Below are 25,277 nucleotides of genomic sequence, written 5' to 3'. Positions count from 1 at the left end.
GGCGACCTCAGATACATTTGAAATAATCGAAGGGTTCACGGCAGCTGTCGCAGCGCCAGAGCGCTTTGCAGGCCGTGGAACCAAATTCACTGATCAGCGTGGTGCGGGTGCTGGCGCAGCGCGGACAGGTCACCTCAGCTGGCAGATGCGCATGGCAGCTGTGCCCGACCGGTGGGCTGATGCCGTACTGGCGCAGGCGCTCCCGGGCGTCCGGGGTCATCCAGTCGGTGGTCCATGCCGGGTTGAGCTGGATGGTGATCTGCACCGGGCCATAGCCGTGGGCGGTCAGGGTGTCGCGGATCGCCCCCATCAGATGGTCGGTAGCCGGACAGCCGGAATAGGTCGGCGTAAAACCGATGGCCCAGCCCTCATCCTGCGGCGTCACGCTGCGCACCATCCCTAAGTCGGTGATGGTCAGTACCGGGATCTCCGGGTCCGGGATTTGGCTTAACAGAGACCAGATCTGCGGGACGGCGGCGGGGGTGAGTTGGACGGCATGTTGCATGGCGCTCTCCTGGGTTACCACTGCTGGCCGGGATAGACGCGCTGCAGATACTGCATCTCTGCCAGCATCGGCCCCAGATGTTCGGTGTGCAGCCCTTTACGACCACCGGTGCGGTAGGCGGACTCGCCCGGCACGCTCAGCGTCGCCTCGTTCAGCCCGGCAAAGACTTCCGCTTCCCACGCGTCGCGCAGGCTGCGCGGATCGACGGCGATACCTTCGGCAGCCAAAGTCAGGTCAATCTCGTCGGCCTCGAACAGCTCGGCGGTGAAACGCCACAGGTCATTGACCGCCTGCTGCATTTTTTGCCCGGAGATCTCCGTGCCGTTGCCCAGGCGTTCCAGCCAGCCGCGGCTGAAGCGCAGGTGGTAGCGGGCTTCTTTGATGGATTTGGCGGCGATGGCGGCAAGCTGCCCGTCGCGGCTCTGGGTCAGACGGGTATAGAGCGCCACGTGCCAGGCGTCGATAAAGTACTGACGGGTGATGGTGTCGGCGAAGTTGCCGTTGGGCTGCTCCACCAGCAGCAGGTTGCTGAACTGGCGCTCGTCGCGCTGGAAGGCCAGCGTGTCTTCGTCGCCCTCGCCTTCCAGCTCGGCGGCGTAGGTTAAGAAATTGCGCGCCTGGCCCAGCAGGTCGAGGCCGATATTGGCCAGCGCGAGGTCAATCTCCAGCTCCGGGGCGTGACCACACCACGCCCCCAGACGCTGGGAGAGCACCAGCCCGTTATCACCCAGGCGCAGAACATATTGCGTTAACGTTTTCATCCCTTGCCTCACATGTGCTCAATGCCATCAGGGATGGTGTAGAAGGTCGGATGGCGGTAGACCTTGCTCTCCGCCGGGTCGAAAAACTCACCACGCTCTTCCGGCTGAGAGGCGACAATTTCGCTCGCCTTCACCACCCAGATGGAACAGCCTTCATTACGGCGGGTGTAGGCGTCCCGGGCGTTTTCCAGCGCCATACGGTCATCGGCGGCATGCAGGCTGCCCACGTGACGGTGGGATAACCCCTGCTTGCTGCGGACAAAGACTTCGTACAACGGCCAGTATGTTTTGCTCATCTTGATTCCCCTTATGCGACCTTGCGGGCGTGTTGTTTTTCAGCGTGCGCCAGTGCGGCTTCGCGCACCCACGTCCCCTCTTCCCAGGCTTTACGCTTGGCGGCCAGACGTTCGTGATTGCAGACACCGCGCCCGTTAATCACCTCGTCAAACTCCTGCCAGTCGATCTCGCCAAAACGGTAGTGACCGGTTTCGGCATCGAACTGCAGATCCGCATCCGGGACGGTCATGCCCAGCATTTCCACCTGCGGCACGGTGTTGTCGACAAAGCGCTGGCGCAGCTCGTCATTGCCAAAACGTTTGATCTTCCAGGCCAGGCTGCGGGCGCTGTTCGGCGAGTTGTCGTCGTTCGGGCCAAACATCATTAGCGCTGGCCACCAGAAGCGGTTGATGGCGTCTTGCAACATCTGGCGCTGGGCTTCGCTGCCCTGGGCCAGGGCCATGCAGGCCTCAAAGCCCTGACGCTGGTGGAAGCTCTCTTCTTTACAGATTTTCACCATCGCCCGGGCATAGGGGCCGTAGGAGGTCCGGCACAGCGCCACCTGGTTAACGATGGCCGCGCCATCCACCAGCCAGCCGATCACGCCGATATCCGCCCAGCTCAGGGTCGGGTAGTTGAAGATGGAGGAGTATTTCATCTTGCCGTCGAGCATCTTCTGGTAGATGTCTTCCCGGGCGCAGCCCAACGTTTCCGCCGCGCTATAGAGGTAGAGCCCGTGCCCGGCTTCGTCCTGCACTTTCGCCAGCAGGATGGCCTTACGGCGCAGCGTCGGGGCGCGGGTGATCCAGTTCCCTTCCGGCAGCATGCCGACAATTTCGGAGTGCGCATGCTGACCAATCTGGCGGATCAGCGTTTTACGGTACGCGTCAGGCATCCAGTCCTGCGGCTCGATGGCCGTCTCTTGCGCGATGCGCTGCTCAAAGCGTTGTTCTTCCGTCACGTCATCACCCTTTTGATTCGTTTAACTGCTAAATATCATTCAATGATGAATCACTTTGTTTTATAAAAGTTACACAAAGGTTAATGAATAACCCAAGAAGCGTTTATTCGTTTTGTGATGAGGCTCGCAAGAGATTTCCACACCCCAGATACGACGCGGCCTGCGGGAGTTAAGAAGATTAAGCGAGATCACAATGTTAATAAAACATTAACAAGTCGCTTGCTTTTTATGATTCACAAACGAACTATTTATAGTGAAATTACGAACCATCTGGAGAGAAAGATGCAGCAGTTAGCCAGCTTCTTGTCCGGTACCTGGCAGTCTGGCCGGGGCCGTGAGCGCACCATTCAACACGCCATCAGCGGTGAATCCCTCTGGTCCGTTACCAGCGAAGGGCTGGACATGGCCGCCGCGCGTCGCTACGCCATAGAGAAAGGCGGCGAAGCGCTTCATGCCATGACCTTTATCGAACGCGCCGCGATGCTGAAGGCGGTAGCAAAACATCTGTTGAGCCAGAAAGAGACCTTCTATGCCCTGTCGGCGCAAACCGGGGCGACCCGCGCCGACAGCTGGGTGGATATCGAGGGCGGGATCGGCACGCTGTTCACCTTCGCCAGCCTCGGCAGCCGCGAGCTGCCGGACGATACCCTGTGGCCGGAAGATGAGCTGATCCCGCTCTCAAAAGAAGGCGGTTTCGCCGCGCGTCACGTCCTGACATCGAAATCCGGCGTCGCCGTCCACATTAACGCCTTTAACTTCCCCTGCTGGGGGATGCTGGAAAAGCTGGCCCCCACCTGGCTGGCGGGGATGCCAGCAATCATTAAACCAGCCACCGCCACCGCTCAGGTGACTCAGGCGATGGTGAAAGCGATCGTCGACAGCGGCCTGGTACCGGAGGGCGCCATCAGCCTGATCTGCGGCGGCGCGGGGGATCTGCTCGACCAGCTCGACAGCCAGGACGTGGTGACCTTTACCGGCTCCGCCGTGACCGGCCAGAAGCTGCGTGTCCACCCCAACATCGTGGCAAAATCGATTCCCTTCACCATGGAAGCGGACTCCCTGAACTGCTGCGTGCTGGGGGATGACGTCACCCCGGAGCAGCCGGAGTTTGCGCTGTTTATCCGCGAAGTGGTGCGGGAGATGACCGCAAAAGCCGGGCAGAAATGTACCGCGATCCGCCGCATCATCGTTCCGCAGGCGCAGGTGGAGGCCGTCAGCCAGGCGCTGATCGCCCGGCTGGAAAAAGTGGCTGTCGGCGACCCGGCTCAGGAAGGGATCAAAATGGGCTCGCTGGTGAACGCCGAGCAGCGCGCTGACGTGCAGGAGAAAGTGGATGCTTTAGTCACGGCAGGCTGCCAGATTCGTCTGGGCGGGAAAGCCGACCTGAACGCTGCCGGGGCCTTCTTCCCACCGACGCTGCTGTTCTGTCCGCAGCCGGATGAAACCCCTGCCGTACACGCCACCGAAGCCTTTGGCCCGGTGGCGACCCTGATGCCGTATCAGGATCGCGAGCACGCCATGACCCTCGCCCGCGCCGGGGAAGGTAGCCTTGCCGGGACGCTGGTCACCGCCGATTTGCACCTGGCGCGTCAGTTTATCGCCGGCGCCGCCCGCGCCCACGGACGTATCCAGATCCTCAACGAAGAGTCGGCCAAAGAGTCCACCGGCCACGGTTCCCCGCTGCCGCAGCTGGTACACGGCGGCCCGGGCCGCGCCGGGGGTGGTGAGGAGCTGGGCGGCCTGCGGGCGGTGAAACACTACCTGCAACGCACCGCTATCCAGGGCAGCCCGAGCATGCTGGCCGCCATCAGCCAGCAGTGGGTACGCGGCGCGCAGGTGCAGGAGGATCGCGTTCATCCGTTCCGCAAATACTTCGAGGAGTTACAGCCGGGCGACAGCCTGCTGACCCCACGCCGCACCCTGACCGAGACCGACATCGTTAACTTTGCCTGCCTGAGCGGGGATCATTTCTACGCCCACATGGACAAGATTGGTGCGGCGGAGTCGATTTTTGGCGAACGCGTGGTGCATGGCTACTTCCTGATCTCTGCGGCAGCGGGTCTGTTCGTCGATGCGGGCGTCGGGCCGGTGATCGCCAACTACGGCATGGAAAACCTGCGCTTTATTGAGCCGGTGAAGCCGGGCGACACCATCCAGGTGCGGCTGACCTGTAAGCGCAAGACGCTGAAGAAACAGCGTACAGCGGAAGAGAAACCGACCGGCGTGGTGGAATGGGCGGTTGAGATTTTCAACCAGCACCAGCAGCCGGTAGCGCTCTACTCGATCCTGACCCTCGTCTCCCGTCAGCGCGGAGATTTTGACGCCTGATTCCCCTCCATCCGGGTAACGTCGCGCACGTTACCCGGCTTCTGGCACATCTGACAAAACATCTGGCAAATGCAGGCAAACGGTACTTAACGCGTTATTGCTATGTTGGCAATGAATAAACCGCGCGCAGAACAGCGGTCCCGAGTGGATAACAACACATACAACAGAGGTTAATCATGGGAAGCTCCTCCATTTTTTCTCCACGTAAAACGGCGCTGGCGTTGGCCGTTGCCTGTCTCTTTTCCGGCCAGGTGCTTGCGCACGGTGGTGCAGCACATATGGTCGAAATGGATAAAACCCTGACCGAGTTTGGCGCTGATGTGAAATGGGACGACTACGCCCAGATGTTCACCATCAGCAAAGACGGGGCCTTCATCAAAGTGAAGCCGGGCGCCACGACCGCTATGGTCAACGGCAAACCGCTGACCCTACAGGCGCCGGTGGTGATGAAAGACAATAAGGCCTGGATCGCCGATACCTTTGTTAACGATGTGTTCCAGTCCGGCCTTGACCAGACCTTCCAGGTGGAGAAAACCCCGCACCCGCTGAACGCCCTCTCCGCGGATGAGATCAAAGAGGCCGTCGAGATTGTGAAAGCCTCGCCGGACTTTAAACCGAATACCCGCTTCACGCAGATCGCGCTGGCCGAGCCGGACAAAGCCAAAGTGTGGGATTTCGTGCTGAACGGCACGGCGGTGGATGCGCCGCGTCAGGCCAATATCACCCTGCTGGACGGCAAATTTATCGTTGAAGCGCTGGTAGATCTGCAGGACAAAAAAATCCTGCACTGGGAGCCGATCAAAGACGCCCACGGCATGGTGCTGCTGGATGACTTTATGTCGGTGCAGAAGATCGTCACCGGCAGCCCGGAGTATGCCGAGGCGCTGAAAAAACGCGGCATCAACGACCCGGCAAAGGTGATGACCACCCCGCTGACGGTCGGCTACTTTGACGGTAAGGATGGTCTGAAGCAGGAAGATCGCCTGCTGAAAGTGGTGAGCTACCTGGATACCGGCGACGGCAACTACTGGGCTCACCCGATTGAAAACCTGGTGGCGGTGGTCGACCTGATCGAGAAGAAGATCGTCAAAATTGAAGAAGGCGCCGTCGTGCCAGTACCGATGCAGTCCCGCCCCTATGATGGCCGCGACCGCGAACCGGTGGTGCACAAACCGCTGGAGATTGTGGAGCCGGAAGGCAAGAACTACACCATTACCGGTAATATGATCCACTGGCAGAACTGGGACTTCCACCTGAGCCTCGACTCCCGCGTCGGGCCGATCATCTCCACCGTCACCTTTAATGACAACGGCAAAAAACGCCAGGTGATGTACGAGGGATCGCTGGGCGGGATGATCGTCCCTTACGGCGACCCGGACGTGGGCTGGTACTTCAAAGCCTATCTGGATTCCGGCGACTACGGCATGGGCACCCTCACCTCGCCGCTGGTGCGCGGTAAAGATGTGCCCTCCAACGCCGTGCTGCTGAATCAGACCATCCCGGATTACACCGGTCAGCCAATGGAGATCCCGCGGGCGATGGCGATTTTTGAACGCTACGCCGGGCCGGAGTATAAGCACCAGGAGATGAATCAGCCGAACGTCAGCACCGAACGCCGCGAGCTGGTGGTACGCTGGATCAGCACCGTGGGCAACTATGACTACATCTTCGACTGGATCTTCCACGAAAACGGCACCATCGGCATTGATGCCGGGGCGACCGGTATCGAAGCGGTGAAAGGGGTGATGGCGAAAACCATGCATGACCCGAGCGCCAAAGAGGATACGAAGTACGGCACCCTGATTGACCACAACATTGTCGGCACCACCCACCAGCACATCTATAACTTCCGCCTGGATCTGGACGTGGATGGCACCAACAACAGCCTGGTGGCGATGGATCCGGAGGTAAAACCGAACACCGCAGGCGGCCCGCGCACCAGTACCATGCAGGTTAATCAATACAACATCGACAGCGAGCAGCAGGCGGCGCAGAAATTTGACCCGGGCACCATTCGTCTGCTGAGCAACACCAGCAAAGAGAACCGCATGGGTAACCCGATCTCTTACCAGATCATCCCTTATGCGGGCGGTACGCACCCGGTGGCGACCGGCGCGAAATTCGCCCCGGATGAGTGGATCTATCACCGCCTGAGCTTTATGGATAAACAGCTGTGGGTGACCCGCTACCATCCAAACGAGATGTACCCGGAGGGCAAATTCCCGAATCGCTCCTCCCATGACCAGGGGCTGGGCCAGTTCAGCAAGGATAACGAGTCGCTGAATAACCAGGATAACGTGGTGTGGATCACCACCGGTACCACCCACGTGGCCCGCGCCGAAGAGTGGCCGATCATGCCAACCGAGTGGGTGCATGCCCTGCTCAAACCGTGGAACTTCTTCGACGAGACGCCCTCTTTAGGCAAGAAGAAAGAGGGGCAGTAGTGTTAAAAAGCCGGGCATCTTGCCCGGCTTTTTATTGTCTGTGCGGTTTGTTGTCGGGTGGCGGCTACGCCTTACCCGACCTACGGGTTCGTGCGGTTTGATGTCGGGTGACGCTGCGCTTACCCGACCTACGGGACCGTAGGCCCGTGCAAGCGCAGCGCCGCCGGGCGTCAGTAGCGCACGCACACCGATTTGGTTTCACACCAGCCATCCAACCAGTCCGGGCCGAAATCACGGCCTGTGCCGGACTGCTTCATCCCCCCAAACGGCAGGTTGGCGTCGATCAGGGTATGGCTGTTCACCCACACGGTGCCCGCCTGCAGGCGGTCGGTGTACTCCAGCGCTTTACTGATGTTTTGCGTCCAGACGCTGGCGGTCAGGCCATATTCGGTATCGTTCGCCAGGCGTAGCGCCTCTTCGCCGTCGGCAACGCGCACCAGGTTGACCACCGGGCCAAACACCTCTTCGCGGGTCAGGCGCAGGCTGGCGTCCGGGTTCACCACCAGCGTCGGTGACACGTAGTAACCCTGATCGTTCGGGCCGCGGTTACCGGTGATTAGCTCCGCCTGGCGCGACTGCGCTTCGTCGAGGAAGGTCTGCACTTTGTCGCAGTGGGCGCGGGAAACCAGCGGGTTGATGTGCGCCTCCTGGGACATCCCCGGCCCGACGCTGAGGGATTTCACCGCCTGCTCAAAACCGCTCACCACGGTATCAAACAGCGGCGCTTCAATGTAAATACGCGAGCTGGCGGCGCACACCTGGCCCTGGTTGAGGAAACTGCCGGTCATCAGCCCTTCGATCACCCATGCCGGATCGGCATCTTTCAGGACAATCGCCGGGTTTTTACCGCCCAGCTCCAGCGTTACCCCCATCAGGCGATCGGCGGCGGCGCGCGCAATCTGTTTCCCGGTGGCGGTCGAGCCGGTAAAGCTCACCTTGGCGATATGCGGATGGTTGGTGAGCGCAGCGCCACACACCGCCCCGCTGCCGGTTACTACGTTAAAGACGCCGTCCGGGACCCCGGCCTCGGTTGCCAGTTCCGCCACGCGCAGCAGGGTCAGGGGCGTGGTTTCGGACGGTTTGATCACGATAGAGCAGCCGGCCGCCAGGGCGGGCATCACTTTCCACATGCCAATCAGCAGCGGGAAGTTCCACGGCACAATCCCGGCCACCACACCAATCGGCTCTTTGCGCGTCCACGCCTGGTAGCGCGCTCCCTGCGGCATAGGAATAGAGAGATCCAGCGTCTTACCGGCGATTTTAGTGGTCAGCCCGGCGGTGTAGCGCATCCAGTTCAGGGTGCAGCCCACTTCAAAGGCGCGGGAGATGTTAATGGATTTACCCTGCTCCAGAGTTTCGAGCTGGGCCAGCTCCTCGGTGTGCTGCTCCACCAGATCGGCGAAGCGCAGCAAAATACGTTCGCGCTCAGCCGGCAGTTTGCCGGACCAGCTGCGGGCGACAAAGGCACGCCAGCCTGACATCACCGCGCGGTCGACATCCTGCGCGCTGGCATCGGCGGTCGAGGCAATCACCTGCCCGGTTGCCGGGTTAAAGATATCCAGACGCTTTTCGCTGTCGGAGGCGGACGGTTGTCCCTCGATCCAGAGGCCATGTTGGCGATCCAGAAATTGCTGCACGCTGTGCAGTACTGCGACCTGTGTATCAGACATAGCGATTCCTTATTATTCGCAGGGTGTCATCGCAGTCTAAGATGGGTTTGCGCAGTGCGCTTTTATCTCTGTGACATTCGCTTTGTCGGCTGTGACAGGCTCCGCAAAACGCGACAATAACGCCGTTTCGCTCTGTTCCACCGCAAGGTTCTTGCCTATATTTCGCCCCATGTCACGGGTAATTAGAAACATAAATGCAACAATGTTTAAACATTCACGACGTAGCAGGTCAGACGATGGCGAGTGCAAAGGAAACGGACAATTATCAGCAGTGGCTGGCGCAGATTAATCAGGCTTGCGGAAGTTTTGCGGCCCGGCCCATGAGCGGCGAGTTTTACGGCGAGCTGGACTCCACCTGGACCGGCAACCTGAAGCTCAGCACCGTCACCGCTGGCGGCGTAAACCTGTTTCGTACCCGCCAGGAGATTAAGACCAGCAACGATGCCTGGTTCTACACTGTCTTTCAGCTGGAAGGTGAAGCGGGACTGGAGCAGGACGACCGGCAAATTATGCTCAACGCGGGGGATATCACGCTGATCGACGCCTCCCGCCCCTGCTCGATCTACTGGCCGGAAAAATCCCGGCAGATCTCATTGCTGCTGCCGCGCCAGATCCTTGAGCAGCACTTTCGTTTTCAGGAGGTAAGCTGCGCACAAAAACTCTCCCACAGTCTGCCTACCGTCCAGCTTAGCTATCGTCTGCTGCAGGAGAGCATGAACAATCCGCGATTGAGTGAAACCGAGAGCGAAGCCGCGCTGGAGGCGATGGTCTGTCTGCTGCGACCGGTATTGCAGCAACGGGAAAGCGTTCAGCCGCGCAAGGCGCGCCAGTTCAACCACGTACTGACGCTCATCGACGATCATATTCAGGCGGAACATTTGCGACCGGAGTGGATTGCGGCGGAGTGTGGGATGTCGGTGCGAAGCCTGTACCGGATGTTTGCCGAGAAAGGGCTGGTGGTGGCGCAGTACATCAAGAACCGTCGGCTGGATCTCTGCGCGCAGATGCTACGTGGCGCCCGTGACGACGAAAAGCTGGCGGGCATTGGCTACAGCTGGGGCTTTACCGACCATAGCCACTTCTCCACCGCGTTTAAGCAGCGCTTTGGGATCTCCCCTGGCGAATACCGCAAACGCCACCGCTAATCACTTCTGTAACCATTTGCCATTAACGCCCTGGACATACTCTCCGGGGCTGGCGCGGGCAACCAGTTTGCTCCCCGCCATTTTCGCCACCTCATCGACCGGAAGGTTATTGCTGTCGGCAAGCCGCTGATAACTCTCGGTGCGGGCCTTGTTGATCTGCTCCACCAACGCCAGGGTTTCGCGATCCTGGCTGCGCGGGGCGATATACCCGCTCAGCGTTTCCCCCACGCGCCCCTCGGTGCGGGCTTCGTTGAGGGTCAGGGCGAACGCGGGCGCACAGAGCCCCGGCGTCAGCAGAATGAGCGTGAAGTATTTTCTCATGGCGGCCTCAGAAGAGATCGCTGCGCGATTTCAGCAGCGATTCCACATCTTTATCCACTTTGATGTGGATTTCATGTTCAATTTTGACGTTCATGTTGATGGTGATGGGCTCCTTCGACGCCGCCACTTCTATCCTCGGCGTGCAGCCTGTCAGCGTCAGTATCACAATCGCGGTGAAGCCACCGGCCAGCTTTTTCATGGTTGTTCCTTACATTCCTTGCCTGTCGGACAGCGGTTATCCGGTAGTGCCGCGTGCTCCTCCAGCCACGTCTGCAGCTTGTCGCCAAAACGCAGGCTGCGCCAGAGGGTAAACACGTTCTCCTGATGGGTATAGTTGAGGTTGACGGCCTGTGTCTGACCCTCCACGCGGCTGGCGCCACGCAAGGTCGACGCCAGGGTTAATTCACCCAGGTTATCTAAATTGAGTTTCGTCCACGACTGCGAAATTTCCATATAGCGAAGCCAGTTAATCGCGCCGCCTGCCGCCCCATTCTCTTTCACCAGCGCATCGGCAGTCTCTTTATCGAGACGCAACGTCATCGGACCCGCATTGGTCAGCCAGCCATCTTTGATGATCCACTTGTCGTTGTCCAGCCACAAGGGCAGCGCCCCGCTGAACGGACCGGACAGGGCAAACTGTTTGGGATTTATCGCGCTGATAAGCTCGCTGGCGGAGAGATTATGCACCCGCAGCAGGGCCGCATCGTGCTGGGGCATGCGCAGCTGCTGCAGGGTCACTTTGCCACCCAACAGATCCACGCTGACGTCGCTCAGCAGCAGCGGATTGGCTTCGCTCCAGGGGTAATCGCCCTGGAGATCGGCGGTAATGTTGCGGGCCGTGACCTGGTTTTTCACCTCGCCAATGCGCAACGTCACCGGGCCGCGGGTCCCTAATGACCAGGTGCCCTGGCTGAAGCGGAACGGCAGGACAAAGTCGACCCCGTTGATTTTGTTGTCCGGCATCCAGACGCTACCGCTCTTCAGCACCCCGTGGCCCCCGGCCTCAAAGCCCTGATCCGCCGCTGCGGAATAAGCCACCTGGGCATAAAGCTCCCCCTCTCTGAGGGTCATCTTCCAGTCCGGTGGGATCAGCGGCTGAAAGACGGTCAGGGATTGCTTCGGCCACCAGGCCTGGCCGCGCATACGCTCCCCGTCCCAGCGCCCGTTCAGCTGCACCGGGCCGATGGCTCTGGCATTAAGGGTGCCTTTGTACTGGAAAAATGTCGGATCGCGACCTTCCACGCTGAATTTGATCGTTGAGGGGGGTAACACGCTACCACCGGTAAAAGTGGTCTCTCCGGCATCGAAGGAGAGCGCGCCGCTGAAGTGCGGATCGGCAGGGTCGCGCTGCCAGGGGATTGGGCGCTCAAGCACCATGCGCGGTGCGCTGGCATGCAGGGTGCCATATTTCAGCTGATCGAAGCCGGTGGAAAGCTCGCTCAGCTCAATCACGCTGTCGCGCCACTCTCCCCTGCCCGCCACGTCCCAGCGAGCCTGCATCGGGGTAAAGTTGCCCTCGCCCCAGTAGCGCCATTGCCACAATCCGTTGTCCGGCAGGAAATTGCTCGCCCGGCCATCCAGGTGCAGGGTGAAATCCCCCATCTCCTGTTCATGGGCGCGTAAGATGGCCTGCAGGCGACCGTCGATGCCGTTAAGGGTCAGCACCACGCCAGCCAGCGGCCAGCGCACCTCGTCGATATTCAGGGAGTCGATTACCCGCCCCCGGGAGCGCAGCAGCGCCCCCGGCGCAAATGCCAGCCGGGGATCGGCAAGGCTGCCGGTCAGCGTGGCGGGCAGCTTCGCGTACAGCGTCAGGTCGTTCTGTTTGGCAATGCCGGTGAGCTGCATTGGCATGGCGCTGTCGTCCATGCTGAGCTTACCGGGGCCAAAGGTGAGCACCGCGTTGCCCTTCCCGGCATCGCCCTGGGTCAGCACGTTCATTCGCCCGCTGACGATAGCCTTCTCTGTGCCCTGCTGCCAGTTGTCGATCTTAAGCCCCAGACGTCCACTCAGGGGAATACCAGCCTGAACCCAGCGCCAGCGTCCGTCGCTGATGGTGAACTGTTCCGGGGTGATCTGCCAGGGGAGATCCAGCAGCGGCTCGCCGCTCTCCCGGGCAATCATCACCAGCTGGCCCTGATTGTCCTGCCACTCAAGCTCGGCATCCACAAGGGTTGAGATCTGCGGCACGGTAAAGGTTGCCACCGTGTGCCCCTGCACCGGCAGGCCATCCGGCACCAGCGGCAGGGTAAATTCTCCGACCAGTTCTACCGGCTGGGGATTATCAGGAAGGTGAAGCGTGACGTCGGTTACGGTCAGCGAGCGCCCGCGTAGTTTTCCCCGCAGGCTAAACTTATCCCCGTGGTAGACAATTTCTTGCAGGGTCGGTGTTAACGAGGCGGTTAATTTCCCCTCCCACACCTGCCAGGGGGAGAGCGTCAGTCGGTCGATGTTAAGCCAGGTGTTGGGTAGCAGGGCTTGCCATTCGGCCAGGGTGCGCGGCGCGGCGGGCGTGGGCTCGCTGGCGGGGATTTTGCTCAGGCAGGCGCTGTTGAGATCCAGCGCACCGATGTTGATTTTCCAGCGGCTTGGGTGGCTGAGGGTGGCGTCTTTGACGCGGGCGATTTCGCACTCCTCCACCAGATAGCGCAGATCGGGGATGACCAGAGCGCTGCGGGTCAGGCGTGGGCTTTCTTCAAAGGCGATGCGGGTCCCGGCGGGGAGCCAGATCCCGGCAAGCGTAGGCACCCACTGCGCCAGCGTCAGTAGTAGCGTCAGCGGCAAAAGAACGATCAGAAGCAGTAGCGCGATCGCGGCTTTGTATATACCCCTCATGGGCAGTTAATATCCTGATTTAGCGAAAAAATTAGCCGACAGTATCGAATATTGTGGCATGTTTAGCCGATCAGTTGAAGCGAACGCCACTTTTAAGGATAGTTGCTACATAATTATCCATAGAACTTATTGAATTCAATAAAATTTTATAAATTGTAAGATTATTTTAATCATGCTACCGTAATTGAAAACACACTGGAGAAAGTCTTATGAAACTCGCGGTATACAGTACAAAGCAATACGACAAAAAGTATCTGCAGCACGTTAACGAGGAGTATGGCTTCGAACTTGAATTTTTCGACTTTCTGCTTAACGAAAAAACAGCCAAAACCGCCCACGGGTGTGACGCGGTCTGTATTTTCGTTAACGACGATGGCAGTCGTCCGGTGCTGGAAGAGCTGAAAAAACAGGGTGTGAAGTACATCGCCCTGCGCTGCGCAGGCTTCAATAACGTGGATCTGGATGCGGCAAAAGAGCTGGGTCTGCAGGTGGTGCGCGTTCCGGCCTACTCCCCGGAAGCGGTAGCTGAACACGCCATCGGCATGATGATGTCCTTAAACCGCCGTATTCACCGTGCTTATCAACGCACCCGTGATGCGAACTTCTCCCTGGAAGGGCTGACCGGGTTTACCATGTACGGCAAAACCGCCGGGGTGATCGGTACCGGTAAAATTGGCGTAGCGGCCCTGCGGATCCTGAAAGGATTTGGTATGCGCCTGCTGGCGTTTGACCCGTACCCAAGCGCCGCCGCGCTGGATCTGGGGGTGGAGTATGTCGACCTGTCAACTTTGTACGCAGAGTCCGACGTGATCTCCCTGCACTGCCCGTTAACCGCTGACAACTACCATCTGCTGAACCAGAGCGCCTTCGACCAAATGAAAGATGGCGTGATGATTATCAACACCAGTCGCGGTGGGCTGATTGACTCACAGGCCGCCATCGAAGCCCTGAAAACGCAAAAAATCGGCGCGCTGGGGATGGACGTCTACGAGAACGAACGCGACCTCTTCTTTGAAGACAAATCCAACGATGTGATTCAGGATGACGTCTTCCGCCGCCTTTCCGCCTGCCACAACGTGCTATTCACCGGCCACCAGGCGTTCCTGACCGCCGAGGCGCTGATCAGTATTTCGGAGACGACGCTGGGTAACCTGAGTCAGCTGGAGAAAGGCGAAAAGAGCCCCAACGCGCTCTTTTAATTCTTAAAGCAATAAAGATGCTTAAGGAAAGAGAAATCTGACAGCGGCTCCCTGGTCCGGCTGAAAATCGCTGAGGCGTTGACCGCAGGCCGGGGCGAGGCGCAGGGATGCGCCGAGAGGGCGTGACCTACAGGGATGTAGGATCGCGCCCGACCCGATAGCCGGAGGGAATAAGCCGAAGGGACCGCGAAGCGGCGATTTTCTTGCCGGGAGCCGGGATTGTTAAGGGGGCGGCGATAGCCCCCTTAACACGTTCACCGGTGACGTGGTTTACAGAGAAGCAGCGAACGCAAGGTGAACGGAACCACCTCCACCGCAACATGTTATTCCGTGCATTGCCCGGCGGCGCTACGCTTGCACGGGCCTACAAAACCCAAACCCCAAGCCCCAACCCCAAACCCATCTCCCTACATTTCAGATTAACCCGCAAGACAATCTCATCCCCCGCAATACACTATCCAATAGCTATTTACGAAGTGAATATATTGAGAAGAAACATGAAAACGCTCGTCGCAGTAACACTCCTCAGCATGGCGCTGACAGGCTGTGTTAACCCAGGGAAAGCCTCTGTCCAGGAAGAACAACTCCAGCAGCACCGCTTTGTGCTGCAAAGCATCAACGGCAACGCCGTCGCCCCGGTCACCACGCCGCCGGAAATCACCTTTGGCGAAAAAATGGCGGTCTCAGGAGTGATGTGCAACCGCTTCATCGGCCAGGGCAAGCTCTCCGATGGCGAGCTGAAGGTCAACGATCTCGCCATGACGCGTAAGCTCTGCACCGAACCCCAGCTCAATGAACTGGATCACGCCATCGGAACGATGCTGCGCAGCGGCACAGAAGTGGATCTGACGGAAGATGTATTAACCCTGGCGACGGCCGAGACGACGCTGGTCTTCAAACGCGCAGAATAATCAGTAACTGCCGCACGATCCCACGGCAAGCGACTGTTCACTGCAGCGTTTGCCGTTAGGCAGCGCACACATGCCGATGGCGGAGCCATCGAGCTGACGCGCAACGGACAGCGAACCGCCAATCATGGCGCAATTCGCCTGGCCCGAACTGGACATCGCCGCCTTCATCCCCGGCGCGACGTGCGCGGCGGTTGCCTGCTGAACAGGTTCATTGCTGCAGGCCGACAGTAACAAAGCGGCACACCCAACCCAAAATGCTGCGCGCATAATCTCTCCCCTCGTTGAATTGCAAAACCTATGCATAATAGGCACCCCGTCCGCGTCCGTCGAGAGCGAAACCACGATTTTCCGTGTTGTAAAACGTTTTGTTCGCTATTTTTACGCAAAAGTTTGATCGAGCCATTGGTAGCGTCAATAAGCAGGACACAAAAGCGAAAATCGTTTCAGCGCCCCTTTGCTAAACTCACAAGATAATTACAGGACCCGCCGATGCGTTACGGGCCCCTCTTTCTTTGCGCAATGTAAGGGTGTCATATGCAAACTATTGACGGCAATGGCGCAGTCGCGTCCGTCGCGTTTCGCACCAGTGAAGTGATCGCCATCTACCCCATTACACCCAGCTCGACCATGGCGGAACAGGCCGATGCCTGGGCCGGTAACGGGCTGAAAAACGTCTGGGGTGATACCCCTCGCGTGGTTGAGATGCAGTCGGAGGCCGGGGCGATTGCCACCGTTCACGGCGCGCTGCAGACCGGCGCGCTCTCCACCTCGTTTACGTCGTCGCAGGGTCTGCTGCTGATGATCCCGACGCTCTACAAACTGGCGGGACAACTCACGCCATTCGTGCTGCATGTCGCGGCGCGCACTATCGCCACCCATGCCCTGTCGATTTTTGGCGATCACTCCGACGTCATGGCCGTTCGCCAGACCGGTTGCGCCCTGCTCTGCTCCGGCAGCGTGCAGGAGGCGCAGGATCTGGCGCTGATATCACATATGGCGACGCTGAAAAGCCGCGTGCCCTTTATCCACTTCTTCGACGGCTTCCGCACCTCCCACGAGATAAATAAAATTGTCTCGCTCTCGGATGAGACGATCCGCACCCTCCTTCCGCAAGCGGAGATCGATGCCCACCGCGCCCGGGCGCTGAATCCGGAGCATCCGGTGATCCGCGGCACCTCCGCTAACCCCGATACTTATTTCCAGTCCCGCGAGGCGACCAACCCGTGGTATGACGCGGTGTATGACCATGTGGACCAGGCGATGGCCGACTTCGCCGCCGCCACCGGGCGCGAATACAAGCCGTTTGAATATTACGGCCACCCGCAGGCGGAACGCGTCATCGTTATCATGGGTTCTGCCATCGGCACCTGTGAAGAGGTGGTGGATGAACTGCTGCGCCGGGGCGAAAAGGTGGGCGTGCTGAAGGTGCGTCTCTACCGTCCGTTCTCGGCCAAACATCTGCTGGCGGTGTTGCCGGAAAGCGCGCGATCTGTGGCGGTGCTGGACCGCACCAAAGAGCCCGGCGCGCAGGCCGAACCGCTCTATCTGGACGTGATGACCGCCCTGGCGGAAGCCTTTAACGGCGGCGAGCGCGAGACGTTACCGCGGGTGATTGGCGGACGCTACGGGCTGTCGTCGAAAGAGTTTGGCCCGGATTGCGTGCTGGCCATCTTTAACGAGCTGAGCGCCGCGAAGCCGAAGCCGCGCTTTACCGTTGGTATCTATGACGATGTGACCAATCTGTCGCTGTCGTTACCGGAAAATACCCTGCCGTCAACCGCGAAGCTGGAAGCCCTCTTTTACGGTCTGGGCAGCGACGGCAGCGTGTCGGCGACCAAGAACAACATCAAGATCATCGGTAACTCCACACCGTGGTATGCCCAGGGCTATTTTGTCTATGACTCGAAAAAAGCGGGGGGGCTGACGGTATCCCACCTGCGCGTCAGCGAACAGCCGATCCGTTCGGCATATCTGGTGTCGCAGGCCGATTTCGTCGGCTGCCACCAGCTGCAGTTTATCGACAAATACCAGATGGCCGAGCGCCTGAAGCCGGGCGGGATTTTCTTGCTCAATACCCCGTATAGCGCCGATGAGGTCTGGGCGCGCCTGCCGCAGGAAGTGCAGGCGGTGCTGAACCAGAAAAAAGCGAAATTCTGGATCGTTAATGCGGCGAAAATCGCCCGCGAATGCGGCCTGGCGGCGCGTATCAACACCGTGATGCAGATGGCCTTTTTCCATCTGACCCATATCCTGCCCGGCGACAGCGCCCTGATGGAGCTGCAGGGGGCCATCGCCAAAAGCTACAGCAGTAAAGGTCAGGAACTGGTGGAGCGCAACTGGCAGGCGCTGGCGCTGGCGCGGGAGTCGCTGGCGGAAGTGCCATTGCAGCCGGTCAACGCCCACAGTCCGAACCGTCCGCCGGTGGTGTCGGACGCCGCACCAGACTTTGTGAAAACCGTCACCGCCGCGATGCTGGCCGGACTGGGCGATGCTCTCCCCGTCTCCGCCCTGCCGCCGGACGGTACCTGGCCGATGGGAACCACCCGCTGGGAAAAACGCAATATCGCTGAAGCGATCCCAATCTGGAAAGAGGAGCTGTGCACCCAGTGTAACCACTGCGTGGCGGCCTGCCCGCACTCCGCTATCCGCGCCAAAGTGGTGCCCCCTGAAGCCATGGAAGCTGCCCCGGCCAGCCTGCACTCTCTGGATGTAAAATCCCGCGATATGCGCGGCCAGAAATATGTTCTGCAGGTGGCCCCGGAAGACTGCACCGGCTGTAACCTCTGCGTGGAGGTCTGCCCGGCGAAAGACAGGCAGAACCCGGAAATCAAGGCCATCAACATGATGTCGCGCCTTGAGCATGTGGAAGAGGAGAAAGTGAACTACGACTACTTCCTCGACCTGCCGGAGATCGATCGCAACAGCCTTGAGCGCATCGATATTCGTACCTCACAGCTGATCACCCCGCTCTTCGAGTACTCCGGCGCCTGTTCCGGCTGCGGCGAGACGCCGTACATCAAGCTGCTGACCCAGCTGTATGGCGACCGGATGCTGATCGCCAACGCCACCGGTTGTTCGTCGATCTATGGCGGCAATCTGCCGTCAACGCCGTACACCACCGATGCCAATGGACGCGGCCCGGCGTGGGCGAACTCGCTGTTCGAAGATAACGCCGAGTTTGGCCTCGGGTTCCGCCTGACGGTGGATCAACACCGCGTGCGGGTGATGCGTCTGCTGGAACAGTTCGCCGATACGATCCCGGCGGAGCTGAACAGCGCCCTGCACAGCGAGGCAACGCCTGATGTACGTCGTCAGCAGGTGGCCGAGCTGCGTCAGGCGCTGGCGGGCGTGGAAGGTGCAGAAGAGCTGTTAACCGATGCCGATGCGCTGGTCGAGAAATCGATCTGGCTGATTGGCGGTGACGGCTGGGCCTATGACATTGGTTTTGGCGGCCTCGATCACGTTCTCAGCCTGACCGAAAACGTGAACATACTGGTGCTGGATACCCAGTGTTACTCCAATACCGGCGGCCAGGCGTCGAAGGCGACGCCTCTGGGGGCGGTGACCAAGTTTGGCGAGCATGGCAAACGCAAGGCGCGTAAAGACCTGGGCGTCAGCATGATGATGTACGGTCATGTTTATGTGGCGCAGATCTCGCTGGGGGCGCAGCTGAACCAGACGGTGAAAGCGATCCAGGAGGCGGAAGCCTACCCTGGCCCGTCGCTGATTATCGCCTACAGCCCTTGCGAAGAGCACGGATACGATCTGGCGCTGAGCCACGATCAGATGCGCCAGTTGACCGCGACCGGCTTCTGGCCGCTCTACCGCTTTGATCCGCGTCGTGCCGACGAGGGCAAACTGCCGCTGGCGCTGGACTCCCGCCCACCGTCAGACGCGCTGGCAGAGACGCTGATGCAGGAACAGCGGTTCCGTCGCCTCAATGCTCAGCAGCCCGAGGTGGCTGAGCAGCTGTGGAAAGATGCCGCCGCCGATCTGCAAAAACGCTATGACTTCCTGGCGCAGCTTGCCGGGAAAGCCGAAAAGTCGGCCAGCGAATAACCCGAAGCCCGGCATGACCGGGCTTTTCTTTACCTATAAAAAAAGCCCGCCAGAAAGTGTCTGGCGGGCGGCTCCTGTTCAGTAATAAATAACAGTTTAAATATTAAAAAGTTATTTATGCTATAAACGGAAAAATAACTACAGGCATATAACGCCGCCGAGTGTACTGATTTTAGGGAAGAAAGAGTAATTTTACTTTTATATGGGTTAATTAAATACATTCACCATATTTATCATCATTTCTCTGGCAGTAATTCCTTTAGATTTTACTTACCTGGTAACAATTATGTTTTATCGCTAAAAGAGAGAGTGATTTAGCATGAGACATCTTTCCAGCGTAGGAAGTTCAGCGGAAAGTTAAAAACATTCAAATAAAAACACAGCGTAAGGATTAGTCACAATGCAAAGAAAAGTACTGGCTCTGATAATCCCAGCTCTTTTAATGGCTGGCGCAGCAAATGCAGCAGAGATTTATAATAAAGACGGCAATAAATTAGATCTGTACGGTAAAGTGGACGGCCTGCATTATTTCTCTGACGACAGCAGTGCGGACGGCGACCAGACCTATGTCCGTCTGGGCTTTAAAGGCGAAACGCAGATTAACGATATGCTCACCGGCTACGGCCAGTGGGAATATAATATCCAGGCCAATAATACCGAAGGCTCTGAAAATCAGTCCTGGACCCGTCTGGCGTTTGCCGGTCTGAAAGTCGGTGATTACGGTTCATTTGACTATGGCCGTAACTACGGCGTGCTGTACGACGTGGAAGGCTGGACCGATATGCTGCCAGAGTTCGGCGGCGACTCCTACTCCAAAGCCGACAACTTCATGACCGGCCGTGCGAACGGCGTGGCGACCTACCGTAATAACGATTTCTTCGGCATGGTTGAAGGTCTGGACTTCGCCCTGCAGTACCAGGGCAACAACGAAGATGCCGGTAACGGTAACGAAGGCACCAACAACGGTCGTGACGTGCGTCATGAGAATGGTGACGGCTTCGGTATCTCTACCTCTTACGACTTCGGCATGGGATTCAGCGCAGCAGCGGCCTACGCCTCTTCTGACCGTACCAACGACCAGGTTAGCAATACCACTGCGCACGGCGACAAAGCGGATGCCTGGACTACCGGCCTGAAATATGATGCCAACAACATCTACCTGGCGGCAATGTATTCTGAAACCCGCAATATGACGCCTTATGGTGACGGTAAAAAAGCAAACACTGTAGCCGACAAAACCCAGAACTTTGAAGTTACCGCTCAGTACCAGTTCGATTCTGGCCTGCGTCCGGTAGTCTCTTATCTGCAGTCAAAAGGTAAAGATCTTGATAACGGTCAGGGCGATCAGGATCTGGTTAAATATGCTGAAGTGGGTGCGACTTACTACTTCAACAAAAATATGTCTACCTACGTTGATTATAAAATTAACCTGTTGGACGAAGACGATCAGTTCTACAAAGACAATGGCATCGGCACCGATGACATCGTAGCATTAGGTCTGGTTTATCAGTTCTGATGAAATTAGCCCGCGTTACGACGCGGGCTAACTATTTATATTGGCAAAACTCCCAGCCTCTTTATTATTCCTGTCTGGCGTTCCAATATTCTGATATTGCGGCATTACCTGCTTTGTTGCACCGCTCAGACAAGTGAGACAAGAATAGTTGTGTATGCCCTTCTGAACCTGGCAGCGATTACTTTTCTGCTGTACCCGTTTCGCGATAGCTCAGCACGCCGGCAACGCCTCCTCCGCCATCGTTAGGGTGAACCCGCCCCTCCATTACCAACACTTCAGGGAAATCAAACGGCGAGACGCCTTCAATGCAGGCTACGTTGACGCCATACTGATTTGGATTTGAGCGCCGCTGGTGGAAGGTGTAAATCCCACAGACCGAACAGAAATAGTGCGCCGCCGTCTGGGTGTTGAACCGGTACTCGGTCAGCAGCGACTCGCCCTGAATAATAGTGATGCCAGATAATGGCGCGGAGACCGCAATCGCCCCACGCATCCGGCAGTATGAGCAGTTGCAGCGCCGGATGGTGTTGAACCCGTCTGAGAGCTCGACGGTGAACCGGACCGCGCCGCAGTGACACTGAGCAGAAACTCTATTCGCCATTACAGGCTCCTTGCGTTAACCATGTCTCACAGGCGGCGTGACGGCACGCCGCATACTGGCTAAGTGTACGCCAGGCTCCCCGTCAGCGCCGGATATATTCCTCCGCGCTCTTTTTCAGATATGCCTCCTGAAAAATCTGTTCTGAATAGGTGAGCTTCATGACGGATGATAAATAGGGGGCGTCGAGTTCGATTAAATCTTCATCATTCTGGTATTTAGCGTATTTATCACCGGCGAAGGAGATCTGTTTTTTCACCACCACATACTTATGCGCCAGCATACTCTCGATTTCATCAAAACGGCTCTTATCCAGCTCAAGCATAATCGCGGTAATTTTGCCGCCCTTATTGAAGATCACCGCGTTGTTTTTCACTCCCTCCAGACCCAGCTCCCGGTTCGGAATAGAGAATATGTCGCCGTCGCTCCACTTACTGCGCCCTTCATGCAGGGACGAGGGATAGGCTTTAATGAATTGCTGTAGCGTGGTTTTGCCTAACGTCAGCCCCATTGCGGTGGTGTTCGCCCGGGCGAATGAAGACACTGCGATCAAAATGAATATACCCACGATCAGTTGCCACTGTTTGCCCATCGTTATCACCTCATCGTATTAGTCTGTTTTTACTCACCATCGTCTCTGTTACCTGCCACTTCTCAATCGTACAGGGTCAATTATTAATGGCCTATGCGTCTTTATGGTGAGTGAGCGGTACAGATACAGTACGAGTTACTGAGCTACACAGAGACAACGTCGGGGAGGTATGTGGCGGGGAGAAGCGATAAAAAAAGCCACCAGTTAATACTGGTGGCGCGGGTACAACTCACGGTCAGCTATTTTTTGACGGGTTGAGGTTTTTTATCACCTGATTCCGGCGCCTCGCGCGGGTCATCTTTTTCAACATACTGCATGAGTACCTCCCGTTGTTGTGGATGGACTACTACTATAGCGTTGATTATCAAAATAGAGCCAAGCGGCAAACGGCAAAAAACCCAACCTTGTGGAACAGCGTGATTACGCGCTGTAAAACGTGCTGACATTCATCGCCGTAATCCGTACCATACACGCCATACTTTTTCATGTTGACCTGCTGCCCCCCTTCTTAATGGGTGAGCCGCCTGAGCTGCTTTAGCCACAAACGAATTGAGCCACTATTAAATGTCGCAAAATCAAGATATTACCAAGAAAGAACAGTATAATCTCAACAAACTTCAGAAGCGTCTTCGCCGCAATGTGGGTGAAGCCATTGCCGATTACAACATGATTGAAGAAGGCGACCGCATCATGGTCTGCCTGTCTGGCGGCAAAGACAGCTACACCTTGCTCGAAATTTTGCGCAATCTTCAGCAAAGCGCGCCGGTCAATTTCTCGTTAGTGGCCGTCAACCTGGATCAGAAGCAGCCGGGCTTCCCGGAGCATATCCTGCCGGAGTATCTGGAGAAGCTGGGCGTTGAGTACAAGATTGTCGAAGAGAATACCTACGGCATCGTTAAAGAGAAGATCCCGGAAGGGAAAACCACCTGCTCGCTCTGCTCCCGCCTGCGCCGCGGCATTCTTTACCGTACCGCGACCGAGCTGGGTGCAACCAAGATTGCCCTGGGTCACCACCGCGATGACATTTTACAGACGCTGTTCCTGAACATGTTCTACGGCGGCAAAATGAAGGGTATGCCACCGAAGCTGATGAGCGACGACGGGAAGCACATTGTGATCCGCCCGCTCGCCTACTGCCGCGAAAAAGATATCGAACGTTTTGCCGAGGCCAAAGCCTTCCCGATCATTCCATGCAACCTGTGCGGCTCACAGCCAAACCTGCAGCGTCAGGTGATTGCCGACATGCTGCGTGACTGGGATAAGCGCTATCCAGGCCGGATCGAAACCATGTTCAGCGCGATGCAGAATGTGGTGCCTTCGCACCTTTGCGATATCAACCTGTTTGATTTCAAGGGAATTCAGCACGGTTCTGAAGTGGTAAACGGCGGCGATCTGGCGTTTGACCGCGAAGAGATCCCGATGAAACCGGCGGGCTGGCAGCCAGAAGAGGATGATACCCAGCTCGATGAGATGCGTCTGAACGTTATCGAAGTGAAATGATTTTTAAGCGTCTCAGCATGCGTGTTGAGACGCTCCCGCCCGCTTATTTCAGCAGACGAACCCGGCAGCTTTTGCCTTTGATCTTGCCGTTTTGCAGCTGTTTCCACGCTTTCTGCGCGACAGACTGACGCACCGCCACATACACATGCGCCGGATGCACCACGATTTTACCAATGTCTGCTCCGTCCAGGCCGATATCTCCGGTCAGCGCCCCCAGTACATCGCCGGGACGCATTTTGGCTTTTTTACCGCCGTCGATACAGAGCGTTGCCATCTCTGCCGCCAGCGGCGTAATGGTGACGTTTGCCGGGGCATCAACCCAGTTCAGTTTGATTTGCAGCATCTCTGCCAGAATATTGGCGCGCTGTGCCTCTTCTGGCGCGCAGAAGCTGATCGCCAGGCCGCTATTACCGGCTCGCGCGGTACGGCCAATACGGTGAACATGCACCTCCGGATCCCAGGCCAGCTCAAAGTTCACCACCAGCTCCAGGGATTTAATGTCCAGGCCGCGGGCGGCGACGTCGGTGGCGACCAGCACGCGGGCGCTACCGTTGGCAAAACGTACCAGGGTCTGGTCACGATCGCGCTGCTCCAGATCGCCATGCAGCGCCAGGGCGCTCTGTCCGGCCTCGGCCAGCGCATCGCATACCGCCTGGCAATCCTTTTTGGTGTTACAGAACACCACGCAGGAGGCAGGCTGGTGGATGCTGAGCAGTTTTTGCAGCAGCGGGATTTTGCCCCGCTGGGTGGTATCGAAGAACTGCTGTTCGATGGCGGGCAGCGCGTCAACGGTGTCGATTTCGATGGCGAGCGGGTTTTGCTGCACGCGTCCGCTGATGGCGGCGATCGCCTCCGGCCAGGTGGCGGAGAAGAGCAGCGTCTGGCGCGTTGGCGGCGCAAAGCGGGTTACTTCATCAATGGCGTCGCTAAAGCCCATGTCCAGCATCCGGTCGGCTTCATCCAGCACCAGAGTTTGCAGCGCCTCAAGCGAGACGGTGCCTTTCTGCAGATGGTCGAGCAAACGGCCCGGCGTAGCGACGATGATATGCGGGGCATGCTGCAAAGAGTCACGCTGGGCGCCGAAGGGCTGTCCGCCGCAGAGGGTCAAAATTTTGGTGTTTGGCAGAAAACGCGCCAGACGACGTAACTCTCCTGCAACCTGATCCGCCAGCTCGCGCGTCGGGCAAAGAACCAGAGACTGCGTCTGAAACAGTGTGGCATCAATCTGCTGTAACAGCCCAAGACCGAAGGCAGCCGTTTTACCACTGCCGGTTTTGGCCTGCACACGGACGTCACGTCCTTCCAGGATCGCTGGCAGCGCGGCAGCTTGTACAGGGGTCATGGCCAGATAACCCAACTCGTTCAGGTTATCGAGTTGGGCGGCAGGCAGTACGTTCAGCGTTGAAAAAGCAGTCACAGTTATTCTCGCGGTAAAAGACTCACAGTCAGCAGGCGCGTATCCTCGCAGATCTCCGCCTCTGATGCGACATTTTAATCGGCACTTCATCCGGTGGCGGATCCGGCATCGGCTGCGGACGTGGAATCGGATCGGGAACCGGCACCGGATCAGTAGGCACCGGGTCCGATTGCCGCAGGGGTTGCAGCAGCAGTGATAAAAGCATGGCCATATAACCCTCCAGAAGAACGGGAATCTCT

The 25,277-nt window shown here is 58.0% G+C and carries 22 protein-coding genes; 8 read left to right on the top strand and 14 right to left on the bottom strand.

The features are described 5' to 3' along the window. Positions 1 to 7: 7 nt before the first annotated feature. Genes paaD through paaA form a run of 4 tightly spaced genes read right to left on the bottom strand, consistent with a single transcriptional unit; the run spans position 8 to position 2,503 of the window. A complete protein-coding gene (paaD, locus tag C3406_RS08895; protein ID WP_103822164.1) occupies positions 8 to 505 on the bottom strand; it encodes a 1,2-phenylacetyl-CoA epoxidase subunit PaaD in 498 nt (165 codons plus the stop codon). Between the two features lie 14 nt (positions 506 to 519). Next, positions 520 to 1,266: a 1,2-phenylacetyl-CoA epoxidase subunit PaaC gene (gene paaC / locus C3406_RS08890; RefSeq protein WP_103822165.1), complete on the bottom strand. Its 747-nt coding sequence runs from the start codon at positions 1,264 to 1,266 to the stop codon at positions 520 to 522. Positions 1,267 to 1,274: 8 nt separating this feature from the next. Then, positions 1,275 to 1,562 (bottom strand): 1,2-phenylacetyl-CoA epoxidase subunit PaaB, encoded by a 288-nt coding sequence (paaB, locus tag C3406_RS08885; RefSeq protein WP_103179812.1) that lies wholly within the window; start codon positions 1,560 to 1,562, stop codon positions 1,275 to 1,277. An 11-nt stretch (positions 1,563 to 1,573) separates the two neighbouring features. Next, positions 1,574 to 2,503 (bottom strand): 1,2-phenylacetyl-CoA epoxidase subunit PaaA, encoded by a 930-nt coding sequence (paaA, locus tag C3406_RS08880; RefSeq protein WP_103822166.1) that lies wholly within the window; start codon positions 2,501 to 2,503, stop codon positions 1,574 to 1,576. Positions 2,504 to 2,785: 282 nt separating this feature from the next. On the opposite strand from paaA, the gene paaZ reads away from it, so the two are divergent. Both paaZ and tynA read left to right on the top strand, forming a co-directional pair. Beyond that, positions 2,786 to 4,831: a phenylacetic acid degradation bifunctional protein PaaZ gene (gene paaZ / locus C3406_RS08875; RefSeq protein WP_103822167.1), complete on the top strand. Its 2,046-nt coding sequence runs from the start codon at positions 2,786 to 2,788 to the stop codon at positions 4,829 to 4,831. Between the two features lie 176 nt (positions 4,832 to 5,007). Continuing rightward, positions 5,008 to 7,275: a primary-amine oxidase gene (tynA, locus tag C3406_RS08870; RefSeq protein WP_103822168.1), complete on the top strand. Its 2,268-nt coding sequence runs from the start codon at positions 5,008 to 5,010 to the stop codon at positions 7,273 to 7,275. A 170-nt stretch (positions 7,276 to 7,445) separates the two neighbouring features. On the opposite strand, the gene C3406_RS08865 is transcribed toward tynA, so the two are convergent. Beyond that, the gene (locus C3406_RS08865) at positions 7,446 to 8,945 is read right to left on the bottom strand and encodes an aldehyde dehydrogenase family protein (protein ID WP_103822169.1); all 1,500 of its coding nucleotides are present in this window, start codon (positions 8,943 to 8,945) and stop codon (positions 7,446 to 7,448) included. A gap of 236 nt (positions 8,946 to 9,181) precedes the next feature. On the opposite strand from C3406_RS08865, the gene feaR reads away from it, so the two are divergent. Further along, complete coding sequence (gene feaR / locus C3406_RS08860) at positions 9,182 to 10,090, top strand: transcriptional regulator FeaR (RefSeq protein ID WP_103822170.1); 909 nt, start codon at positions 9,182 to 9,184, stop codon at positions 10,088 to 10,090. On the opposite strand, the gene C3406_RS08855 is transcribed toward feaR, so the two are convergent. The 3 genes from C3406_RS08855 to C3406_RS08845 are packed head-to-tail and all read right to left on the bottom strand — an operon-like array spanning position 10,091 to position 13,246. Next, positions 10,091 to 10,411, bottom strand: coding sequence for a YdbL family probable chaperone protein (locus tag C3406_RS08855; RefSeq protein ID WP_103822171.1), 321 nt, complete (start codon positions 10,409 to 10,411; stop codon positions 10,091 to 10,093). Between the two features lie 7 nt (positions 10,412 to 10,418). Then, the gene (locus tag C3406_RS08850) at positions 10,419 to 10,610 is read right to left on the bottom strand and encodes a YnbE family lipoprotein (protein WP_039028506.1); all 192 of its coding nucleotides are present in this window, start codon (positions 10,608 to 10,610) and stop codon (positions 10,419 to 10,421) included. Further along, positions 10,607 to 13,246: a YdbH family protein gene (locus C3406_RS08845; protein ID WP_103822172.1), complete on the bottom strand. Its 2,640-nt coding sequence runs from the start codon at positions 13,244 to 13,246 to the stop codon at positions 10,607 to 10,609. Before C3406_RS08845 ends, C3406_RS08850 begins: the two co-directional genes overlap by 4 nt. 209 nt (positions 13,247 to 13,455) lie before the next feature. Here C3406_RS08845 and C3406_RS08840 point away from each other — a divergent pair, with 209 nt between their 5' ends. Further along, positions 13,456 to 14,445 (top strand): 2-hydroxyacid dehydrogenase, encoded by a 990-nt coding sequence (locus tag C3406_RS08840; protein ID WP_103822173.1) that lies wholly within the window; start codon positions 13,456 to 13,458, stop codon positions 14,443 to 14,445. 497 nt (positions 14,446 to 14,942) lie between these two features. Beyond that, a complete protein-coding gene (hslJ, locus tag C3406_RS08835) occupies positions 14,943 to 15,356 on the top strand; it encodes a heat shock protein HslJ (protein WP_103822174.1) in 414 nt (137 codons plus the stop codon). Here the strand turns inward: hslJ and C3406_RS08830 are convergent, their stop codons facing one another. Continuing rightward, entirely contained in the window at positions 15,357 to 15,623 is a 267-nt protein-coding gene (locus C3406_RS08830) for a putative hemolysin (RefSeq protein WP_103179824.1), read from the bottom strand. Positions 15,624 to 15,890: 267 nt separating this feature from the next. Here C3406_RS08830 and nifJ point away from each other — a divergent pair, with 267 nt between their 5' ends. Next, positions 15,891 to 19,415 (top strand): pyruvate:ferredoxin (flavodoxin) oxidoreductase, encoded by a 3,525-nt coding sequence (gene nifJ, locus C3406_RS08825; RefSeq protein ID WP_103822175.1) that lies wholly within the window; start codon positions 15,891 to 15,893, stop codon positions 19,413 to 19,415. 400 nt (positions 19,416 to 19,815) lie between these two features. After that, positions 19,816 to 20,931 carry a porin OmpC gene (ompC, locus tag C3406_RS08820; protein WP_103822176.1) on the top strand — a complete coding sequence of 372 codons (1,116 nt, stop codon included), beginning with the start codon at positions 19,816 to 19,818 and terminating at the stop codon, positions 20,929 to 20,931. Positions 20,932 to 21,109: 178 nt separating this feature from the next. Here ompC and C3406_RS08815 read toward each other — a convergent pair whose 3' ends face one another. The 3 genes from C3406_RS08815 to C3406_RS26465 form a co-directional block, all read right to left on the bottom strand. Continuing rightward, entirely contained in the window at positions 21,110 to 21,532 is a 423-nt protein-coding gene (locus tag C3406_RS08815) for a GFA family protein (protein WP_103822177.1), read from the bottom strand. Positions 21,533 to 21,614: 82 nt separating this feature from the next. After that, positions 21,615 to 22,121 (bottom strand): hypothetical protein, encoded by a 507-nt coding sequence (locus tag C3406_RS08810; RefSeq protein WP_103822178.1) that lies wholly within the window; start codon positions 22,119 to 22,121, stop codon positions 21,615 to 21,617. A gap of 239 nt (positions 22,122 to 22,360) precedes the next feature. Continuing rightward, positions 22,361 to 22,438 (bottom strand): hypothetical protein, encoded by a 78-nt coding sequence (locus tag C3406_RS26465; RefSeq protein WP_225759512.1) that lies wholly within the window; start codon positions 22,436 to 22,438, stop codon positions 22,361 to 22,363. A 247-nt stretch (positions 22,439 to 22,685) separates the two neighbouring features. Here C3406_RS26465 and ttcA point away from each other — a divergent pair, with 247 nt between their 5' ends. Further along, positions 22,686 to 23,621, top strand: coding sequence for a tRNA 2-thiocytidine(32) synthetase TtcA (ttcA, locus tag C3406_RS08805; RefSeq protein ID WP_103822179.1), 936 nt, complete (start codon positions 22,686 to 22,688; stop codon positions 23,619 to 23,621). Positions 23,622 to 23,664: 43 nt separating this feature from the next. On the opposite strand, the gene dbpA is transcribed toward ttcA, so the two are convergent. Together dbpA and ynaL are read right to left on the bottom strand one after the other, a co-directional pair. Beyond that, positions 23,665 to 25,038, bottom strand: coding sequence for an ATP-dependent RNA helicase DbpA (gene dbpA, locus C3406_RS08800; RefSeq protein WP_103822180.1), 1,374 nt, complete (start codon positions 25,036 to 25,038; stop codon positions 23,665 to 23,667). 28 nt (positions 25,039 to 25,066) lie between these two features. Further along, complete coding sequence (gene ynaL / locus C3406_RS26815) at positions 25,067 to 25,243, bottom strand: proline-rich small protein YnaL (protein WP_269776161.1); 177 nt, start codon at positions 25,241 to 25,243, stop codon at positions 25,067 to 25,069. Positions 25,244 to 25,277: the final 34 nt, after the last annotated feature.

The organism is Leclercia sp. LSNIH8 (genome assembly GCF_002920195.1).
Classification (GTDB): Bacteria; Pseudomonadota; Gammaproteobacteria; order Enterobacterales; family Enterobacteriaceae; genus Enterobacter.
Note: the sequence above shows the minus strand (reverse complement) of the source record. Positions and strands in the feature narration are given on the sequence as shown.